The sequence below is a fragment of the Streptomyces sp. NPDC051173 genome, assembly GCF_040689515.1.
Classification (GTDB): Bacteria; Actinomycetota; Actinomycetes; order Streptomycetales; family Streptomycetaceae; genus Streptomyces.
The window spans coordinates 21,651-39,186 of sequence record NZ_JBFBBD010000016.1; the positions used below are offsets into that span (position 1 = coordinate 21,651).

The window sequence follows — 17,536 nt, forward strand, 5'->3', positions numbered from 1 at the left end:
CGTCCCTTACGGGACGCGCGCCGTCCACTCCTCCGAGCTGAACTTCGTCTCCGCCAGGGAGCGGGCGCGGGCCATCTCCTCGGGGGTGACCGCGCCCTCCGTCAGGCCGTAGCGGTCGCGGAAGGACGCGACCATGCGCTCGATGACGGCCGCCCGCGGCAGGCCGGTCTGGCGGCGCAGCGGGTCCACCCGCTTCTTCGCGCTCTTCGTCCCCTTGTCGGACAGCTTCTCCTTGCCGATCCGCAGCACGTCGAGCATCTTGTCGGCGTCGATGTCGTAGGCCATGGTCACGTGGTGGAGCACCGCGCCCTCCGCCCCGACCAGCCGCTTCTGGGCCGCCCCCGCGATCTTCCCGGAGTCGGTGGCGATGTCGTTGAGCGGCTGGTACCACGCCTTGACGCCCATGCCCTCCAGCGCGCCCAGCACCCAGTCGTCCAGATAGGCGTAGCTGTCGGCGAAGGACAGGCCCTGCACCAGGGCGTCGGGCACGCACAGGGAGTAGGTGATGGTGTTGCCCGGCTCGATGAACATCGCGCCGCCGCCCGAGATCCGGCGGACCACGGTCATGCCGTGGCGGGCCGCGCCCTCGGGGTCGACCTCGTTGCGCAGGGACTGGAAGCTGCCGATGACGACGGCGGGCGAGCCCCACTCCCACACCCGCAGCGTCGGCGGCCGCCGCCCGGCCGCGACCTCGGCCGTGAGCACCTCGTCGAGCGCCATGTGCAGCGCCGGGTCCTGCGGGCCGTCGTGGATGAGCTGCCAGTCGTAGTCGGTCCAGTCGGTGGCCTGGGCCAGGGCGCGGCGGACCGCGACGCCCACCGACTCCGAGGTGAAGCCGAACATCACCGTGCCCTCGGGGAGGGCCGCGTCGACGCGTGCGGCGAGCTGCGGGGCGAGGGTGTCCGCGGGCGCGCCCTCCAGGGCGCGGTTGATGTCGAGGAGCGCCTCGTCCGGTTCGAGGAAGAAGTCACCGGCCACCCGGACGTCGCGCAGGGCTCCGTCCTCGACCTCCAGGTCCACGACGACGAGCTTCCCGCCCGGTACTTTGTATTCGCCGTGCACGGCGCGTCCTCCTGCTTGTTCTCTCGGGGCGCCCGGCCGCCCGGCCGCTCGCGGGATCAACCGTAACGCCACCGCCGGCGGAGCCCCGCCGGGCGTCGCGGCGCTATTGCGCGCCGGTCGGGGAATCTGCCTTCCTAGAGGCCATGTTCACCACGCGCCCCACCTTGCAGGGCACTTTCGGCATGGTCTCCTCCACGCACTGGCTCGCGTCGCAGTCCGCGATGGCCGTGCTGGAGGGCGGGGGCAACGCCTTCGACGCCGCGGTGGCGGCGGGCTTCGTCCTTCAAGTGGTCGAGCCGCACATGAACGGACCGGCCGGTGAGGTGCCCGCCGTGATCGCCCCGGCGGGCGGCGCCGTGCGGGTGCTCTGCGGTCAGGGGCCGGCGCCCGCGGGGGCGAGCATCGCGCACTACACCTCGCTGGGGCTGACGCTCGTGCCCGGCACCGGGCCCCTCGCGGCCGCGGTGCCGGGCGCGTTCGACGCCTGGCTGCTGCTGTTGCGCGACCACGGCACCAAGTCGCTCGCCGACGTCCTGTCGTACGCCATCGGGTACGCGGAGACCGGGCACGCCCCGGTCCCGGCGGTCGGCATGACCGTACGGGCGGTGCAGGAGCTGTTCACCCGTGAGTGGCCGGACTCCGCCGCGCTGTATCTGCCCGGCGGCCGGCCGCCCGCCCCCGGCCGGCTCTTCCGGAACCCGGCGCTCGCCGCCACCTGGCGCCGGCTCCTCGCCGAGGCCGACGCGGCGGGCGGCGGCCGGGAGCGGCGCATCGGCGCCGCCCGCCGCGTCTGGCGCGAGGGCTTCGTCGCCGAGGCACTCGTACGGACCGCCACCCGCCCCACCCTGGACTCCTCCGGTGAGCGGCACGCGGCCCCGCTCACCGGTGACGACCTCGCGGGCTTCCGGGCCGGTTACGAGGACCCGGTCACGTACGACTGGAACGGCTGGACCGTGTGCAAGGCCGGCCCCTGGTCGCAGGGTCCGGTCCTCCTCCAGCAGCTCGCCCTGCTGGGCGAACTCCCGGAGTACGGCACCGGGGACTACGTCCACACGCTCGTCGAGGGCGGCAAGCTCGCCATGGCCGACCGCGAGGCGTGGTACGGCGACGCCACCGGTGACGTGCCGCTGCGCGAGCTCCTCTCGGACGGCTACAACTCGGAGCGCCGGTCCCTGATCGGCGACTCCGCGTCGTACGACCTGCGCCCCGGCAGCCCCGGGGGCCGCGTCCCGCGGCTGCCCGAGCACGCGCTCACCCCCGTCGGCGCGGCGGAGGCGCTGTTGGCGTCGGGCGGCGGCGAGCCGACCCTCGCCTACGGCGCCGACCCGGCCGTCGGCCCCGACGGGGTGACGCGCGGCGACACCTGCCACCTCGACGTCGTCGACCGCTGGGGCAACATGATCTCCGCGACGCCCAGCGGCGGCTGGCTCCAGTCCAACCCCGTCGTCCCCGAGCTCGGGTTCCCCCTCGGCTCCCGGCTCCAGATGACCTGGCTGGAGGCGGGGCTGCCCAATTCCCTCACCCCCGGGCGGCGGCCGCGCACGACCCTGACGCCGTCCCTCGCGCTGCGCGGCGGCGAGCCGGTGCTGGCCTTCGGCACACCCGGCGGCGACCAGCAGGACCAGTGGCAGCTGCACTTCTTCCTCGCGGCCGCGCTGCGCCCCGCCGTGCGCGGCGGGCTCGACCTCCAGGGCGCGATCGACGCTCCCAACTGGCATCAGGAGTCCTTCCCCAGCTCCTTCCACCCGCGCGCGACGCGGCCCGGCTCGGTCACGGTGGAGGCCCGGATCGGGGAGCGGGTCGTCGAGGAGCTGCGGCGCCGCGGCCACGACGTGACGGTCGCCACACCCTGGTCGGAGGGGCGGCTGTGCGCGGTGGCGCGCGACCCGGAGACGGGCGTGCTGTCGGCGGCCGCCAATCCGCGGGGCATGCAGGGCTACGCGGTGGGCCGCTGACCGCGAGGTCCGTTCACGCGGAAGACATCCTGTGGCCATGACCACGCCCCCGGATGTCGGTGGGGCGTGGTTCGATGGACGCATGATCGATGAATTTCTCGCAGGTGATCTGAACCACGTCGAGGAGGCGATCCGCAAGGCGGCCGCCGCCGAGATCATGCCGCGCTTCCGGCAGCTCGCCGCGGACGAGATCGTCGAGAAGAACGGCCCGCACGACCTGGTGACGGTCGCCGACCGGCTCGCCGAGGAGCACCTGACCGCCTCGCTCACCGCCCTGCTGCCCGGATCCGTCGTCGTCGGGGAGGAGGCCGTGCACGCCGATCCCGGCATCCTCGACGCGCTGCGCGGCAGCGCCCCGGTGTGGATCGTGGACCCGGTCGACGGCACCCGGCAGTTCGTCCACGGCGACCCCGGGTTCACCACGCTCGTCTGCCTGGCCCACCACGGCGAGCTGCTCGCCTCCTGGACGTACGCGCCCGCCCTGGACCTGATGGCGACGGCCCGCCGCGGCGGCGGCGCGGCGCTCAACGGCACCCCGCTGCGCTCCGGCTCGCCCGATCCCGGCAAGGTCCTCGAAGTGGCGACCTCGCACTACGACTTCACGAACGACGAGCAGAAGCGCGTGCTGGCCGCCCTGCGCACGGACGGCGTCGCGCCACGCCCCTGCGGCTCGGCCGGGCTCGAATACCTCAACGTGGCACGGGGTCACATCGACGCGCTCGCCTTCTCGTGGGAGAACGCCTGGGACCACGCCGCCGGGCTGCTGCTGGTCGCCGAGGCCGGCGGGGCGAGCGGCACGGTCGCGGGCGAGCCGTTCCGGATAGCCGGTGGCAACGCCCTGCCGTTCGCCGCCGCGCGGGACGAGGTGACGCTCCGGCATATCCTGGGCCTGCTGGCGTCCGCCGGCTGATCCACGGGGACGAGGGGAGTTGCGTCCGGTGCCCACCATGCTCGACGCGGTCGTCGTAGGTGCCGGGCCCAACGGGCTCACGGCGGCGGCCGAACTGGCCCGCCGGGGCCTGGCCGTGGAGGTGTTCGAGGCCGCGGAGGCGATCGGGGGCGGCGCGCGCACGGAGGAGCTGACGCTCCCCGGCTTCCGCCACGACCCCTGCTCGGCCGTACACCCGCTGGCGGCGGGCTCGCCCGCCTTCACCAGGATGCCGCTGCACCGGCACGGCCTGGAGTGGATCCACCCCGAGGTGCCGATGGCGCACCCCTTCCCCGACGGCAGCGCCGCCGTCCTCTCCCACAGCGTCGGGGAGACGGCGCTGTCGCTGGGGCCGCGCGACGCCGGCACGTACCGGCGGCTGGTCGCGCCCTTCCGCGGCCGGTGGGACACGGTGGCCGCCGACTTCCTGCGCACCGCGTGGGACGGCCTGCCGCGCGACCCCGTGCTGTACGCGCGCTTCGGCCTGCTCGCCGCGCAGCCCGCGGCGCTGCTGACGCGCCGCTTCCAGGACGCGAAGGCCCGCGCGATGTTCGCCGGGCTCGCGGCCCACGGCATCGCGCCGCTCACCGGCTTCGGCACCGGCGGCATGGCCCTGATCTTCGCGCTCGCCGCGCACGCGGGCGGGTGGCCGGTGCCGCGCGGCGGCTCGCAGTCGATCGCCGACGCCCTCGGCTCGTACGTGCGGGAACAGGGCGGCGCCCTCCACACCGGCTTCGAGGTCAAGCGCCTCGACGACCTCCCGCCCGCCCGCGCGTACGTCTTCGACACCTCGCCCACCGCCCTCGCCCGCATCGCCGGGCTCGGCGACGCCTACCGGAACTTCCGCTACGGCCCCGGCGTGTTCAAGATCGACTACGCGCTGAGCGGGCCCGTGCCCTGGGCGTCGGAGGCCGCGCGCCGCGCGGGCACGGTCCATGTCGGGCCGACGTACGGGGAGATCGACGCGGCCCTCGGCGCCGCGCTGCACGGCGGCGACCCCGCGGTGCCCTTCCTCATCACCGCGCAGCCCAGCATGGTCGACCCGACGCGGGCACCGGAGGGCAAGCACACGTTCTGGGTGTACGGGCACGCGCCGAACGGCTGGGAAGGCGACGCGACCGAGGTGATCGAGCGCCAGATCGAGCGCTTCGCACCGGGCTTCCGCGATCTGGTGCTCGCCCGTGCGACGGCCGGACCGCCGGAGCTGGCCACCCGCAACGCGAACTACGTGGGGGGCGACATCGCCGCCGGCTCGGTCGCCGGGCTGCGGCTGCTGATCCGCCCCAAGCTCGCGCGGGTCCCCTACACGACGGCCCGCCCGAACGTCTTCATCTGCTCCTCGTCCACGCCGCCCGGGCCCGGGGTGCACGGCATGTGCGGGCACCACGCGGCGCGGGCGGTCTGGCGGCAGCTCGGGAAGGGCCGGAGGCGGGCCGCCGGCGCGGATTACGCGGCGTAGTACCGCACGAGGTCGGTCAGGGCCTCCGCCCGCACGGCCTTCGCTTCCGTGCCCAGCCGACGGAACATCCGGACGATCACCTCGTCCTCGGGGGCGAGGATGCCGTACAGCACGTGCTCGGGCGCGATGCGGCTGTCGCCCTGGGACACGGGCACGTCGCCCGCCTCCTCCAGCGCCCTCTTGCCGTTGAGCGTGAACGGCAGGTGCTGACGCAACTGCCGGTCACGCACCGCCGCCGGGTCCTCCTGCGGTTCCGCCTTGCGGCGGCCGAAGAGCGACCGCCGCTGCCTGGGCCCGGGGGCCGTGTCCGCGGGCAGCAGGATGCCGAACTCGCGCAGGGCCGCCGTGTCCGTCGCGGACAGGCCCGCACCGCCGCGCACCTCGGCGACGAGCGCCTCCTGGCAGGCGTCTGCGGTGATGCCGTAGCGGACCAGCGCGTTCGGCGTGCAGTTCTCACGGAAGAGCCCGAGCAGCAGGTGTTCGCTGCCGATCCACGGGTGTTCCAGCTCCCGGGCGACCTCCTGGGCGCGTATGACCGTCATCCGCGCGTTCATCGTCATCCGCTCGAACATGCCTTGCCTATCTCCTGGGTGCTCACCGTGGGCCCGGCAGACGACACGGGCCCGCACGTCAACCTACCGTGACGTGCGGGGCGCCGGGCCCGGCGGTCACAGGGGAGGGACGAGGGCGAAGTAGCGGTCGAGCACACCGCGGTCCCCCGTCACGTCGAGCCGGTCCGCCGGGACCCGGTGCCACAGGAACAGCACCAGGTCCGACGCCGTGCCGGCCAACTCGACGTCGGCGCCGGGGCCTTCGCCCTCGGTGAGCCTGACCTCGGCGCCGTCGAAGTGGACGGCCCAGTCGCCGTCGCCGTCCGTCTGCCGGAACCGGAACCGCTCGCCCACGGCCGGGGGGAGCTGCCGCCGGGCCCGCCGGGCGGGTGCCATCTCCTCGAAGTTCTGGGCGACGGCGGCCGCGGCGAGTTCCGTCGCGAGCGGCCGGGCCGCGCCGAGCGCGTGCTCGGCGTCCCAGCGGTGCACGGCCGTCTCGATGGCCTGTATCCGCGTCCAGAACGCGACGGTCCCGTCCCTTCCCGGACCGGGGCTTCGGGCCCCGGTCGTGGTCAGTGCCTCGACAGCGGGCCGTCCGGGTGGACGACCAGGGCGGAGCCGCCGCCGCGGCGTGTCCGCTCCGCGGCGGCCACCCAGCGGCCGTCGGGCAGCCGTTGGACGCCCGTCGCCGCGCCGATCTCCGGGTTCCGTGTGAACGCGTGGCCGATGGCCTCCAGCTTGCCGCGCAACGCGCTGTTCCACAGCGCCGGTTCGAGCTCGGTCGTCGTGGCGTTGCGCTGGCTGGCGCGGGGCGCGGCGATCGCGTCGACCAGGGGCATGCCGCGGTCGACGTGGTTGAGCAGGGTCTGGAGGACGGTCGTGATGATCGTCGCGCCGCCGGGCGAGCCGAGCGCGAAGGCGGGCCGGCCGTGGTCGAGGACGATCGTCGGCGAGATGGAGGAGCGCGGCCGCTTGCCCGGCCCCGGCAGGTTCGGGTCGTGGACGCCCGGGGTGACGGGCACGAAGGAGAAGTCGGTCAGTTCGTTGTTGAGCAGGAACCCGCGGCCGGGCACGGTGATGCCGCTGCCACCGGTCTGTTCGAGGGTGAGGGTGTACGCGACGACGTTGCCCCACCTGTCGGCGACGGTCAGGTGGCTGGTGTTGTCGCCCTCGTACGGCGTGGCCGCCGCCCTGCCGCGCGTACCGCAGGGCACCGGCCGCCGGGGGTCGCCGGGGGCGAGCGGGCTGGTCAGGACGTGGTCGTCCGAGATCAGGCAGGCGCGGGAGGCGGCGAACGCCTTCGAGGTGAGCGCCTTCGTGGGCACCTTCTCCTGGGCGGGGTCACCGACCCAGCGGTTCCGGTCGGCGAAGGCGATCCGGCTGGCCTCGATGTAACGGTGCAGGTAGGTCTTCTCGCTCACCTTGGAGAGGTCGCCGTGCTCCAGGATGTTGAGTGCCTCCGCGACGGTCGTGCCGCCGGAGGAGGACGGGGCGATGCCGTACACGTCCAGGCCGCGGTAGCTCGTACGGGTCGGGGCCTGCTCCTTCGTCGCGTACGCGCGCAGGTCCCGCTCCGTCAGGTCACCGGGGCGCGCGACGCGCCGCGACTTCGGGTCGACGGGGGGTTTGCGTACGGTCCGTACGAGGTCACGGCCCAGGTCGCCGCGGTAGAGGGCCCCGGTGCCCTGCCGGCCCAACTGCTCGTACGTACGCGCCAGGTCCGGGTTCCGCAGCGTGCTGCCGACGGCCGGGGGGCGGCCGCCGGGGAGGTAGAGCGCCGCCGTGGCCGGGAAGTCCTTGAACCGCGACTGGTTGTCCGCGGTCTGCTGACGGAAGGTGGCGTCGACGGTGAAGCCGGTGCGCGCGATGCGTTCGGCGGGCCGCAGCACCTGGCCCAGGGACCGGCTGCCCCACGAGCGCAGCGCGGTGTCCCAGGTGGCGGGCGTGCCGGGGGTGCCGACGCTCAGGCCGCTGGTGACGGCGTCGGCGAACGGGAGCGGTTTCCCCTTCTCCAGGAAGAGGTCCTTGCCCGCGCTGAGCGGGGCGCGCTCGCGGCCGTCGATGGTGGAGACGCGGTGGCTCTTCGCGTCGTAGTAGACGAAGTAGCCGCCCCCGCCTATGCCGGCGGAGTACGGCTCGGTGACGCCCAGGGCCGCTGCGGTGGCCACCGCGGCGTCCACGGCGTTGCCGCCCTTGCGCAACACGTCGATGCCGGCGGCGGAGGCGTCCGCGTCGACGCTGGCCACGGCGCCGCCGTGGCCGACGGCTACGGGGGTCTTGGCGGGTGGGTGCGGGTGCGGGTTCGCTTGCGCTTGCGCGGTGGCGGGTGCGATGCCGAGGCCGGCGATCAGGCCGGCGGTGGCGGCGAGCACGGGCAGGCGGCGGGTCGTTCTCGCGCGGATCATCCCTACCTCCTTGCGGACGGACGGGCACCGGAGCCTACCCGTGGCTCGCTGGGCGCGCCACGGGTACGGGCCTGTCGTGGGACGGCGTCTTCCGTTGCCGGATGCGGGTGCGCGGCGGTTGCGGTTCGGGTGGCCTCAATCGCCGGCCGGGCTTTGGTTTGGGGATGGTGCCGGGGGTGGGTCCTCCGGGCTGGGAACCTGGAACGCGGTGCGGGTGCCGTTTCGCGTATGGCGTGCCGTGACAACGCACCGCGTTCCAGAACCCCACCCTCCGGGCCCACCCCCTCCCGCCGGAGGGCAATGTCTGGCCCCCTCCCGGCGGGGGCGGCGCGCACCACGCCGCTCCACCGGGGCCGGCCCGGTGGGGCCCGGCCGCCAAGGTCGTTTCGCTCAGACCATTTGTGGTGCAAGCTGTTCCATAGAAGTAGTCGGTGAACGGAGGCGTGACCCATGACCGGGAGCAGCACCAAAGAGAAGGGCAGGGTGGGCCGGGGGCCCGACCCGCGGGCGGAACGCAATAGGGCGGCGGCGCTCGCCGCCGCAGGTGACCTGCTGATCGAGGGCGGCTGGGCCGAGGTGACACATGTGTCCGTCGCCGCGCGCAGTGGTGTCGGACGGACGACGCTGTACCGGCACTGGCCGGAGCCGGCGCTGCTCATCCAGGAGCTCCTGGCCGACCTGTTCCAGGTGGAGCACGGCGCGCGCACGGCCGATCTGCGCCGCGACCTGATCGGAGAACTGAACGCGTTCCTGGACGTGTTGCGCAACCCGAAGGGGGAGCGGGTGCTCCGGGTCATCATCGATCAGGCGCCCCTCGATCCCCGGTACGCGGCGGTCCTGGAGTCCTGCAGCCGCAAGGGGACGGGGATGCTGCGCGAGATCATCGACGAGGCCAAGTCCACGGGGGAGATCGTCGGGAAGCTGGACACCGATGTGGCGGTCGACCGGCTCATCGGGCCGCTGGTCTTCCGGAGGCTGGTCGAGGGCGGCACCTTCGGCGAGGGCTATGTTCCCGAGCTGGTCGACGATTTCCTGAAGGCGCACGGATCGACGGGCTGAGGGTGGGCACCGGAACCTGAAGGCGCCGTTCCGTGATCTTGATTGGTTCTCCAGTGGAACACCTGCGGGGCACGAAGCGCCCCGCGAATCCTCGGGCATCATCTATGGAACATCTTGTGCCACGAAGTGGGGGGCGCAGGTGTTTCTTCTGATGCCCGGGGGTGGGGGACGCCTCCGTCGGGCTGCCAGCTGCACGTTATTACCTGCTTTAGGCAAAAATATTTGCTGATGGGAGTAAATCGTGAGCCAGCTCATGGACTGCGGTGTTCGTGGAGAAGTGCGTGTGCACCATGGGGCACGGCTGTACGGCAGGGAGGGGGACATCGCGGAGCTCTCCCGGCTACTGCACCTGCCGGAAGTCCGGCTGCTGACCGTCACCGGGCCGGCGGGGGTGGGGAAGAGCGCGCTGGCGACGGTGGTGCTGGCCACCGTCGTACCGTCCGCCGCCGACGCGGTCGTCGGGGTGGACCTCGCGTCGACCGGCGATCCGCTGGCCGCCTGGCGCAAGGTCGCCTCGGGCCTCGGGATGTCCGACGCGGCCGTACCGTCCCCGGACCGGATCGGGGCGTGGATCGGGGACCGCAGGGTGTTCCTCGCCCTGGACAACAGCGACTTGGTGGCACCGCTGCTCGCCCCCGGCATCGGCGCCCTGCTGGGCCTCTGCCCCCGGCTGCGCGTCCTGCTCACCAGCCGCTCCTCCCTCAACGTCTATGCGGAACGCCTCTTCCCCGTCGCGCCGTTGCCGGTGCGGCCGCGCGGCCGGGGAACGGGCATCTCCGTCGCGGCGCGGCTGTTCCTGGACCGGGTCGGGGCCCACTACCGCAGGGACGTCCTCCAGGGCGGCGACCTGCGGAACATCAGCGAGATCTGTGAGGCGCTGGACGGCCTGCCGCTCGCCATCGAGGTGACGGCGCGGGCCGTCGGCACGATGGGCACGGCGGAGCTGCTCCAGGCGCTGCGGAGCGGGGAGTTCCCGTATCGCAGCCAATTACTCGATGTGCCCACCCGCCATCAGTCGGTCCCGGGGGCACTCTCCTGGGGGGACCGGGCACTGACGTCGGACGAGCGTTCCCTGATGCGGCGGCTGGCAGTCTGCGAGTCCTCGGTCGATCTGCTGACGGTGCAGCGCCTGGGGGGCTTCAGCCGGATGCAGGCCGCGGGGCGGCTGGACTCGCTCGTGCACAAGAGCCTGCTGGTGAGCGCGAAACGCGCCGACGGCGAGCCGGAGTTCAGGATGCTCGCCGTGGTGCGCAGCCACTACCGCAAGCAGCTCGCCCGGTCCCCCGAGGAGTCGGCCGAGGCCCGCGCCCGGCACATGGACCACTACACACGGTTCGCCGCCGTCGCGAAGAGCGGGCTGTGCGCGGCCGAGCGGCGGTCGCGCTGGCTGGACCTCGTCCTGACCCGGCTGCCGGACATCCGCACGGCCGTGCACGGACTACAGGCCGGGGGCGCCCATGCCGAAGTGGTGCGCCTCCTGCTCGCGCTCGACGACGCCCTGACCGTCCACCATCTGCTGCCCGAGGCGGCCGTGATGCTGGAGCGTTCGCTCGCCGCGCTCCGGGCGGCCGACCCGCAGGACGACGGGCTCACCCCGCTCCTGGCCGACGCACTCAGGACGGCCGGCCGCTGGGCGATGGTGGGCGGGGACCGGGAGCGTGCCGGCGAGCTGCTCACCCGCGCCGGCGAGCTGTACGAACGCGCCGGGGTCCCCGGCGGCAGCGCCAAGGCCGCCGTGTTCCTGGGCGAGTTGGCGCGGCGGGCGGGCGACCTGCGCGGCGCGGTGGCCCTGGCGGAGGGCGCCGTGGCGACGCTCGACGCACGGCGGGAGGTCAGAGGCGCCGCAGCCGCCCGGCGGCTGCTCGCGCTGGCCCTGGCCGGCCTGGGCGACGCCGAGGCGGAGGAGCCGCTGCTCCGGGCCCTCGACGATCTGTGCTCCCTCGACGATCCGTACGCCCGCGCCCTCGCGCTGGTCGACCTGGCCAGGGTCAGGCTGCTGCGGGGCCGGTGCGCGGCGGCGCACGGCGCGGTCCGCGAGGCGATGGAGCTGCTTCTGCTGCACAGCGGGGGCCCCTCGGACGTGGTCCTGGCACTGGAGACCACGGCCCGGGCGGCGCCCGACCGGAGCGATGCCGGACGACAGCTCGTCCGGCAGGTGCTCGGAGCGGCCCGCACGTTGCGCGAGCGGCACGGTGTGCCGCCGGACGGCGACCCGGTGCCGGTGTCCGAAGGGGAACCGCCGGCCGACTGCCTCTCGTTGGAGTCCGCGCTCGCGCTCGCCCTGTCCGTGCCGTCCGCGCCCGAGGCCGCCGACGAGTCCGAGGCGGACGCCGTCCGCCCGGCCGGGCTCACTCCGCGCCAGTACCAGATCGCCGAGCTGGTGGCCGAAGGAATGACGAACCGTCAGATCGCCCGCACGCTCGAGCTGTCCGAGTGGACGGTGGTCAACCATCTCCGGCAGGTCATGAACAAGCTGGAGTGCCCGTCCCGGGTGCACGTGGCCCGCGTCATGCGGCAGCGGGCGGGCTGACGGAGCCGGGGAACGACGGCTGGGGCCGGGGCGACCCGATCCCACGGTTCCCCGGCCACCCGGGGTCCGGTCCGGTCAGGGCGCCGACAGGCTGCCCGGCAGGGCGAAGACGACGTCCTCGGATCTCGAACGCCCGCTCGACCATGCCGATGGCGCGCCGCACGCCCGCGCAGAACCCCCGTGGCTCGGCCAGGACTATCCGTTTGCGGGTGGGTGCGGGGGTACCGATGGCGTTCACTGGCCACTCCCGGGGCTCGTGCGGTTGCGGACAAGGTGGCGAGGACGGCTGTGGGAACGACCGCGGGCGCGGCCCGTCGGCGGTGCCGCCGCGTCGGTGTGGGGCGGGGCGTCCAGGGCGAGGACGGCGCGCGCCATGGCGTCGGAGTCGGCCAGGGTGACCGAGTCGACGCCGGGCCGGATGCCCGCGGCGGTCACCCAGTGCACGGCCTCGGTGGGCACCCCGAAGGCGAACCGCCGGGGGTGCGCGCGGCCGGAGGCGTCCACAACCCGGTAGGGGCGCCCGGTGACGGCCAGGCCGCCGGTCTCGTAGCCGTCGCCGCGCGCGGACGGGATGCGGTACGGGCGGCATTGGCCGGTGGCGAGCAGATGGCGCAGCAGCGGATCCGCCGTGCGGCGCAGATCCGTCTCCGGCAGCCTGGCCTCGATGAGCGCGCGGGCGTGGACGCGGGACGACGGGACGGCCGGCGACTCGGCGGCGAAGAGGCCCGAGGGCCGGTCGGACCACACCCGCATGCGGGGGCCGACGATCCGGACGAGGCCCGCCTCGACCAGGGCGAGCAGTTCCTCGGTGCGCCGGGCGGGCGGGCCGATGGACAGGTAGGCGTTGAGGGGGGTGTACCAGCCGTCGAGGTCGCGGCGGTGCGAATCGCCGTCCAGGCCGCCGTGATCGACGGCGAGGCGTATCTCGTTGCGCAGGTCGCGCAGCAGATCCAGGGCCGCCTTGAGCGGATCGGTGACGTTTCCGGCCCGTGCCGCGGCGATGTCCGCGCGCAGATGGTCCGCCAGCCAGCGGTGGAAGTGATCCGGGCCGTTGAACTCCAGGTCCCGGTAGGGCCGTTCGAGGGTGTGCCAGTCCCAGCGGTCGTACGGGAGGAGGCCGAAGCGGCTCAGCAGGCGCTCCTGCTGTCCGTCCGCGTCCTCGGAGGCGAGATAGAGCTCGCGGAACTCACCGGCGTCCGCGCCCTGTCCGCGGGCGGACAGCAGCGTCGTGTAGTAGACCGTCTCGACTTCCCTGGCGACGAGCGGCCACAGGTCCGTGCGGAAGTCCAGCCCCGTGCCGCCCGCCGTCTGGGCCCGCATCTTGGCGATCAGTTCCGCGGTGAGCAGTCGGGGGGCGCAACGGCCCGAGGCGCCCTTCTCGTTCTCGCCGCGCGCGTGGTAAGGCACCCCGCGCCGTGAGCCGGCCAGCAGTCGGGGCTCCCGGCCGGAGGGCAGATAGACCAGCCGCCCCGCTCTCCGTACGAAGCGGCCGCCGCGGCCGCTGGTCAGCAGGGCCATGTGATCGAAGAAGTTGAGTCCGAGGCCGCGCAGCAGCACCGGCTCGCCGGGGGCGACGGCGGTGAGGTCGACGTCGGCGGGGTTGGCGGGTGGCAGATACGTGAGGCCGCGCCCGGCGGCGAACACGCCGAACGCGGTCTCCGTCTCCGAGGGCTGGAGCGGCAGGTGGCCCTGGGCCAGAACGACCGCGTGCAGTCCGGTGATCCGGGTGCCGTCGTCCAGGGTGACGGTCTGGGTGCCCGTGGGGCCGTCGTCGAGTGCCACGGCCGTCCGCCGGTGCACGTGGACGGTGACGCCCGCCGGGGCGTGGGCCGACACGCGGTGGAACACCCAGTCCAGATAGGCGCCGTACAGGGTGCGGGTGGGGTAGGAGTCGGGGCCCAGCGACCGGGCCTCCGCGAGGACGGGCGCATCGTGCGGTCCGGCCTGCTCGTCTCCGTACCGCGACAAGCGCCGCGCCCATGCGTACAGGCTCGGGCCGCTCTCCCGGGGGCCCGCCATCTCGACGCTCTCGTCGGTGAAGGCGGTGACCTGGCAGGCCACGGTGTTCATCAGCAGATCGCGGGGCTGGCCGGTCCGCCAGACGCGGCCGGGGCCGGGCGCGTACGGGTCGACGACGTGCACGGCGACCGGGCGGGGCGCCGACGGGAGCCGGGCGTTGGCGCAGATGCGCTCCAGGGCGGAGAGGCCGCGGGGGCCCGCCCCGATGAGGCACAGGTCGAGGCGTGTGCCGCTCATGTCAGGTCTCCATTCCCCGTACCACTTATTGCTGGGATCAGGTGTCATCGGACTGGGATCAGGAGGCGATTCTGCCGGTCCGGGCGAGGGCGCATAAGCGGCTGATTATTGCTAGCCGTCCGGGCGGAACTTGTCAGGTGGCTTGCCATGGCCGCGCGCCCGGTTCGTTCCCTATTTTGGTGAACTCTTTAAGCGGTGAGCCCCCATGGCATTCCGAGCCATTGCCGGCTCACAAATGTCATTCCTGATGGGGAGTGCTGAAAATGCGGTTCCGTAAGCATCCGACAAACCTGGGAGTGCTGTTCGACTGGCACGCGGAGGCGGATCGCCAGACCGTCGCCTGCCTCGACCGGCCCTTCGACATCGCCCCGGACCGGGGGACACGCCTGTCGGCCGAGCAACTCGCCGACACCGTGCGGGACTTCTCCGCCCGGCTGTACGCGGCCGGGGCGCGGCGCGGGGACAGGGTGGCCATCGTGAAGGACAACCATCTGGACATGACGCTGGCCGCCGCGGCGGCGGCCCGGTTCGGCGCGGTTCCCGCGACGATCTCCGCCGTCAACACGCCCGAGGCGCACCGGGTGATGATCGCCCGGCTCGCCCCGACGGTCCTGGTCGTCTCGCCGGGGCCGCTCGCCCGCGCCGCTGCCGCCGGGGTCGAACTGGCGGGCCCCGGCACGCGGGTGGTGGTGCTGGGCGAGCTCGGCGAGGGCGCGCCGCCCGGTGCGCTGGCCCTGGCCGATCTGGACGGGGCGCAGGCGCCGTCCGTGCGCCTGGCCGGCCGGGACGACCCGATGCTCATCATGCACAGCTCGGGGACGACGGGGGTGCCGAAGCTGGTCGTCCACTCCGCCGGGACGATGCTCGGCGGCATCGCCCGGATGGAGCGGATCCGCTTCCCCGTGCTGGCGAGCAAGCACCGGGACGTGGCCGCCACGTCGGTCTCCTTCGCCCACGGCAGGATCGTCTCCTGGGTGCTGGGGCAGTTCGTGCTGGCCCCCGAGAAGATCGTGATCATTTCGAGGCACGGCACCGATGTCGCCGAGCGGATGCTCGACGAGCACCGGCCGACCACGCTGGAGGCATGCCCCAACATCTTCCAGAAGTGGGAGGAACTGGCCCTCGCCAGGCCGGAGCTGTTCCGCCGGGTCCGGCTGTACGTGGGCACCTTCGACGCGGTGCACCCGCGTACGGTCCGTACGTTCCTCAAGGCGTCCGGCAGGCGTTTCCCGGTGTGGCTCCAGGGCTGGGGCCAGAGCGAGGTGGGGCCGGTGTGCTTCACGCTGTTCACCCGCGGCCGGATGCGGTCCCGGCGCGCCGGGACCGCCGTGACCAGCGACATCGGCTGGCCGTCCCCCGGCTTCAACAAGGTGCGCGTCGTCGACGTGGAGACCGGCCGCCCGGTGCCCCGGGACAGGCCCGGCATCATGATGGTCGCCACCAAGGCGCGCTGCCTGGACTACCTCGGGGAGTCCGACCGCTGGCGGGACAAGGCCCGTGGCACCTGGTGGAACACCGGCGACGTCGGCGAGGCCGGGCGGTTCGGGCGGCTGCGGCTGGTCGACCGCGAAGTGGACACCATCCCCGGCACGAGCGGCATCGAGCTGGAGAGCGTCCTGCTGGACCGGCTGCCCCGGGTGTCCGACGTGACCGTCCTCGGCGTGCCCGGCGAGCTGCCCGTGCCCGTCCTGTGCACGACCGACGGACGGCTGGACCCGGACGACTGGCGTGCCGCGTGCGAGGGCCTGCCACCGCTCGGTGAGCCGCGGCTCGTCGCGTTCGAGGACGTGCCCCGCACGGCCACCTGGAAGGTGCGCCGCCACGACCTGCGCGAGCAGGTGCTCGGCACCAAGGAGTCCATCGGCACCGGCCGTTGGACCTGACCGTTTCCCCGCGCTCCCGGAGCCCGCGCGGCTCCGGGAGCGCGGCCGTTCTCCGGGAGGTACAGCAGTGACCGACATCGACATCGCCGTGATCGGCGCCGGCATCGCCGGACTGACCACCGCCTACCGGCTGGCCGGGGAGGGCCACCGGGTCGAGGTGTTCGAGGCCGCGGACGAGCCAGGCGGGCGCATGCGCTCCGCCCGCGTCGACGGCTACACGATCGACTGCGGGGCCGAGACGATCGCCCCGAACGGCTACCCGGCCACCTGGGAGTTCATCCGGGAACTGGGCCTGGAGCGGGACGGTGCGCTGCACCGCATCCAGCACCCCGTGGGTCTGTGGCGCGAGGGCCGTACCCACCCCTGGGTGGGGCATCCGAAGTCGCTGCTGAGCGGTGCCGGGATGTCCTGGCGGGGGCGGCTCCAGCTGGTGCGGATGATGGCGGCGGGCGGGCGCCGTTCGGGCCGGGTCGACCCCGACCGGCCGGAGGACTCCCCCCACGGTGAGCTGACGCTCGCCGGGTACGGTGCCCGTCACGGCGGGGAGTTGGTCGACCGGTGCCTGGGCCCGGTGGCGTCCGCGGCCTTCGGCTGGCGGCCCGAGCGCAGTGCCGTGGCCCCGCTGCTGGCCATCATGCAGGGCACCAGGGGCATCTACCACTGGCAGACCTACCGGGACGGCCAGGACACCATGGCCCGTGCCCTCGCCGAGCGGCTGAAGGTGCACCTGTCCAGGCCCGTGACCCGGGTGGAGCGCGACGGCAGGGGCGCGCGGCTGGCGTTCGCGGACGGTACCGAACTGACCGCCCGCGCGGCCGTGCTCACGCTGCCGTCGCCGGAGGTGGCCTCGGTGCGCCCGGATCTGCCGGAGGAGGAGCGGGCATTCCTGGAGGCGTCGACGTTCAGCTCCATGATCCGGGTGGCCGTCATGCTGGACCGGCCGCTGGAGCCCCGGCGCAGCGGATCGCAGCCGCGCCTGTACGCGTTCGTGATGGCGGCGGGCGAGGACTCGCTGCTGTCCGGTGGCACGGTCGAGCACAACAAGTGCTCGCACCGTGTGCCCGCCGGGCGCGGCCTGGTCACCCTGCTCGTCTCGCCGCGCAGGGCCCGCGAGGTCTACGACCTGCCCGACGACCAGGTCCTGGAACGGGCGCTCGACGAGAGCGAGCGCTTCATCGACGGTCTGCGGGCGGCGTATGTGGGCCACCGGGTGATCCGCTGGCGTCACGGCCTGCCGGAGGCGCCGCCCGCCGCGCTGGCACTGCGCAAGGCGTTCGTCTCCAGGGCCGCCCAGCCCGTCGAGTACGCGGGGGACTGGCTGTATCTGCGGCCGAGCAGTGAGGCGGCGGTCGCCTCCTCCGCCCTCGCGGTGGAGCGCGTGCACGCCTGGCTCGCCGGCAACTGACGCCACGCGCAGGGGGCCCGTACACCGGTCGGTGTACGGGCCC

12 protein-coding genes are annotated in these 17,536 nt (G+C 73.8%); 7 read left to right on the forward strand and 5 right to left on the reverse strand.

What is annotated here, in order from left to right; all coding sequences use genetic code 11:
* Positions 1 to 6: 6 nt before the first annotated feature.
* The gene (locus tag AB0435_RS12110) at positions 7 to 1,062 is read right to left on the reverse strand and encodes a biotin/lipoate A/B protein ligase family protein (RefSeq protein ID WP_366426806.1); all 1,056 of its coding nucleotides are present in this window, start codon (positions 1,060 to 1,062) and stop codon (positions 7 to 9) included.
* Positions 1,063 to 1,205: 143 nt separating this feature from the next.
* On the opposite strand from AB0435_RS12110, the gene AB0435_RS12115 reads away from it, so the two are divergent.
* From AB0435_RS12115 to AB0435_RS12125, 3 genes are all read left to right on the forward strand, one after another.
* The gene (locus AB0435_RS12115; RefSeq protein WP_366426807.1) at positions 1,206 to 3,017 is read left to right on the forward strand and encodes a gamma-glutamyltransferase; all 1,812 of its coding nucleotides are present in this window, start codon (positions 1,206 to 1,208) and stop codon (positions 3,015 to 3,017) included.
* Positions 3,018 to 3,099: 82 nt separating this feature from the next.
* Positions 3,100 to 3,927 (forward strand): inositol monophosphatase family protein, encoded by an 828-nt coding sequence (locus AB0435_RS12120; protein ID WP_366426808.1) that lies wholly within the window; start codon positions 3,100 to 3,102, stop codon positions 3,925 to 3,927.
* A gap of 28 nt (positions 3,928 to 3,955) precedes the next feature.
* Positions 3,956 to 5,404 (forward strand): NAD(P)/FAD-dependent oxidoreductase, encoded by a 1,449-nt coding sequence (locus AB0435_RS12125; RefSeq protein ID WP_366426809.1) that lies wholly within the window; start codon positions 3,956 to 3,958, stop codon positions 5,402 to 5,404.
* Here AB0435_RS12125 and AB0435_RS12130 read toward each other — a convergent pair.
* The 3 genes from AB0435_RS12130 to ggt all read right to left on the reverse strand — a co-directional run bounded on the left by AB0435_RS12130 (position 5,392) and on the right by ggt (position 8,360).
* The gene (locus AB0435_RS12130) at positions 5,392 to 5,976 is read right to left on the reverse strand and encodes a Clp protease N-terminal domain-containing protein (protein ID WP_366426810.1); all 585 of its coding nucleotides are present in this window, start codon (positions 5,974 to 5,976) and stop codon (positions 5,392 to 5,394) included. The two genes, AB0435_RS12125 and AB0435_RS12130, sit on opposite strands and share 13 nt — an antisense overlap.
* A gap of 96 nt (positions 5,977 to 6,072) precedes the next feature.
* Positions 6,073 to 6,444 carry a hypothetical protein gene (locus AB0435_RS12135; RefSeq protein WP_366426811.1) on the reverse strand — a complete coding sequence of 124 codons (372 nt, stop codon included), beginning with the start codon at positions 6,442 to 6,444 and terminating at the stop codon, positions 6,073 to 6,075.
* Positions 6,445 to 6,527: 83 nt separating this feature from the next.
* Positions 6,528 to 8,360, reverse strand: coding sequence for a gamma-glutamyltransferase (gene ggt, locus AB0435_RS12140; RefSeq protein ID WP_366426812.1), 1,833 nt, complete (start codon positions 8,358 to 8,360; stop codon positions 6,528 to 6,530).
* A gap of 450 nt (positions 8,361 to 8,810) precedes the next feature.
* Here ggt and AB0435_RS12145 point away from each other — a divergent pair, with 450 nt between their 5' ends.
* Entirely contained in the window at positions 8,811 to 9,419 is a 609-nt protein-coding gene (locus AB0435_RS12145) for a TetR-like C-terminal domain-containing protein (RefSeq protein WP_366003599.1), read from the forward strand.
* 283 nt (positions 9,420 to 9,702) lie between these two features.
* Complete coding sequence (locus AB0435_RS12150) at positions 9,703 to 11,949, forward strand: LuxR C-terminal-related transcriptional regulator (protein WP_366426813.1); 2,247 nt, start codon at positions 9,703 to 9,705, stop codon at positions 11,947 to 11,949.
* A gap of 234 nt (positions 11,950 to 12,183) precedes the next feature.
* Here the strand turns inward: AB0435_RS12150 and AB0435_RS12155 are convergent, their stop codons facing one another.
* Entirely contained in the window at positions 12,184 to 14,205 is a 2,022-nt protein-coding gene (locus AB0435_RS12155; protein WP_366426814.1) for an FAD/NAD(P)-binding protein, read from the reverse strand.
* A 263-nt stretch (positions 14,206 to 14,468) separates the two neighbouring features.
* On the opposite strand from AB0435_RS12155, the gene AB0435_RS12160 reads away from it, so the two are divergent.
* Complete coding sequence (locus AB0435_RS12160; protein WP_366426815.1) at positions 14,469 to 16,088, forward strand: class I adenylate-forming enzyme family protein; 1,620 nt, start codon at positions 14,469 to 14,471, stop codon at positions 16,086 to 16,088.
* Between the two features lie 67 nt (positions 16,089 to 16,155).
* Positions 16,156 to 17,493, forward strand: a complete 1,338-nt coding sequence (locus AB0435_RS12165; RefSeq protein WP_366426816.1) for an NAD(P)/FAD-dependent oxidoreductase — start codon at positions 16,156 to 16,158, stop codon at positions 17,491 to 17,493.
* The last annotated feature ends 43 nt before the right edge of the window (positions 17,494 to 17,536 follow it).

Bases quoted from the DNA above. Each gene is read 5' to 3' on its own strand.
- AB0435_RS12160 (WP_366426815.1), top strand. From the start codon at position 14,469: ATGCGGTTCCGTAAGCATCCGACAAACCTGGGAGTGCTGTTCGACTGG.
- AB0435_RS12130 (WP_366426810.1), bottom strand. From the start codon at position 5,976: ATGTTCGAGCGGATGACGATGAACGCGCGGATGACGGTCATACGCGCC.
- AB0435_RS12120 (WP_366426808.1), top strand. From the start codon at position 3,100: ATGATCGATGAATTTCTCGCAGGTGATCTGAACCACGTCGAGGAGGCG.
- AB0435_RS12115 (WP_366426807.1), top strand. From the start codon at position 1,206: ATGTTCACCACGCGCCCCACCTTGCAGGGCACTTTCGGCATGGTCTCC.
- AB0435_RS12145 (WP_366003599.1), top strand. From the start codon at position 8,811: ATGACCGGGAGCAGCACCAAAGAGAAGGGCAGGGTGGGCCGGGGGCCC.
- AB0435_RS12155 (WP_366426814.1), bottom strand. From the start codon at position 14,205: ATGAGCGGCACACGCCTCGACCTGTGCCTCATCGGGGCGGGCCCCCGC.
- ggt (WP_366426812.1), bottom strand. From the start codon at position 8,360: ATGATCCGCGCGAGAACGACCCGCCGCCTGCCCGTGCTCGCCGCCACC.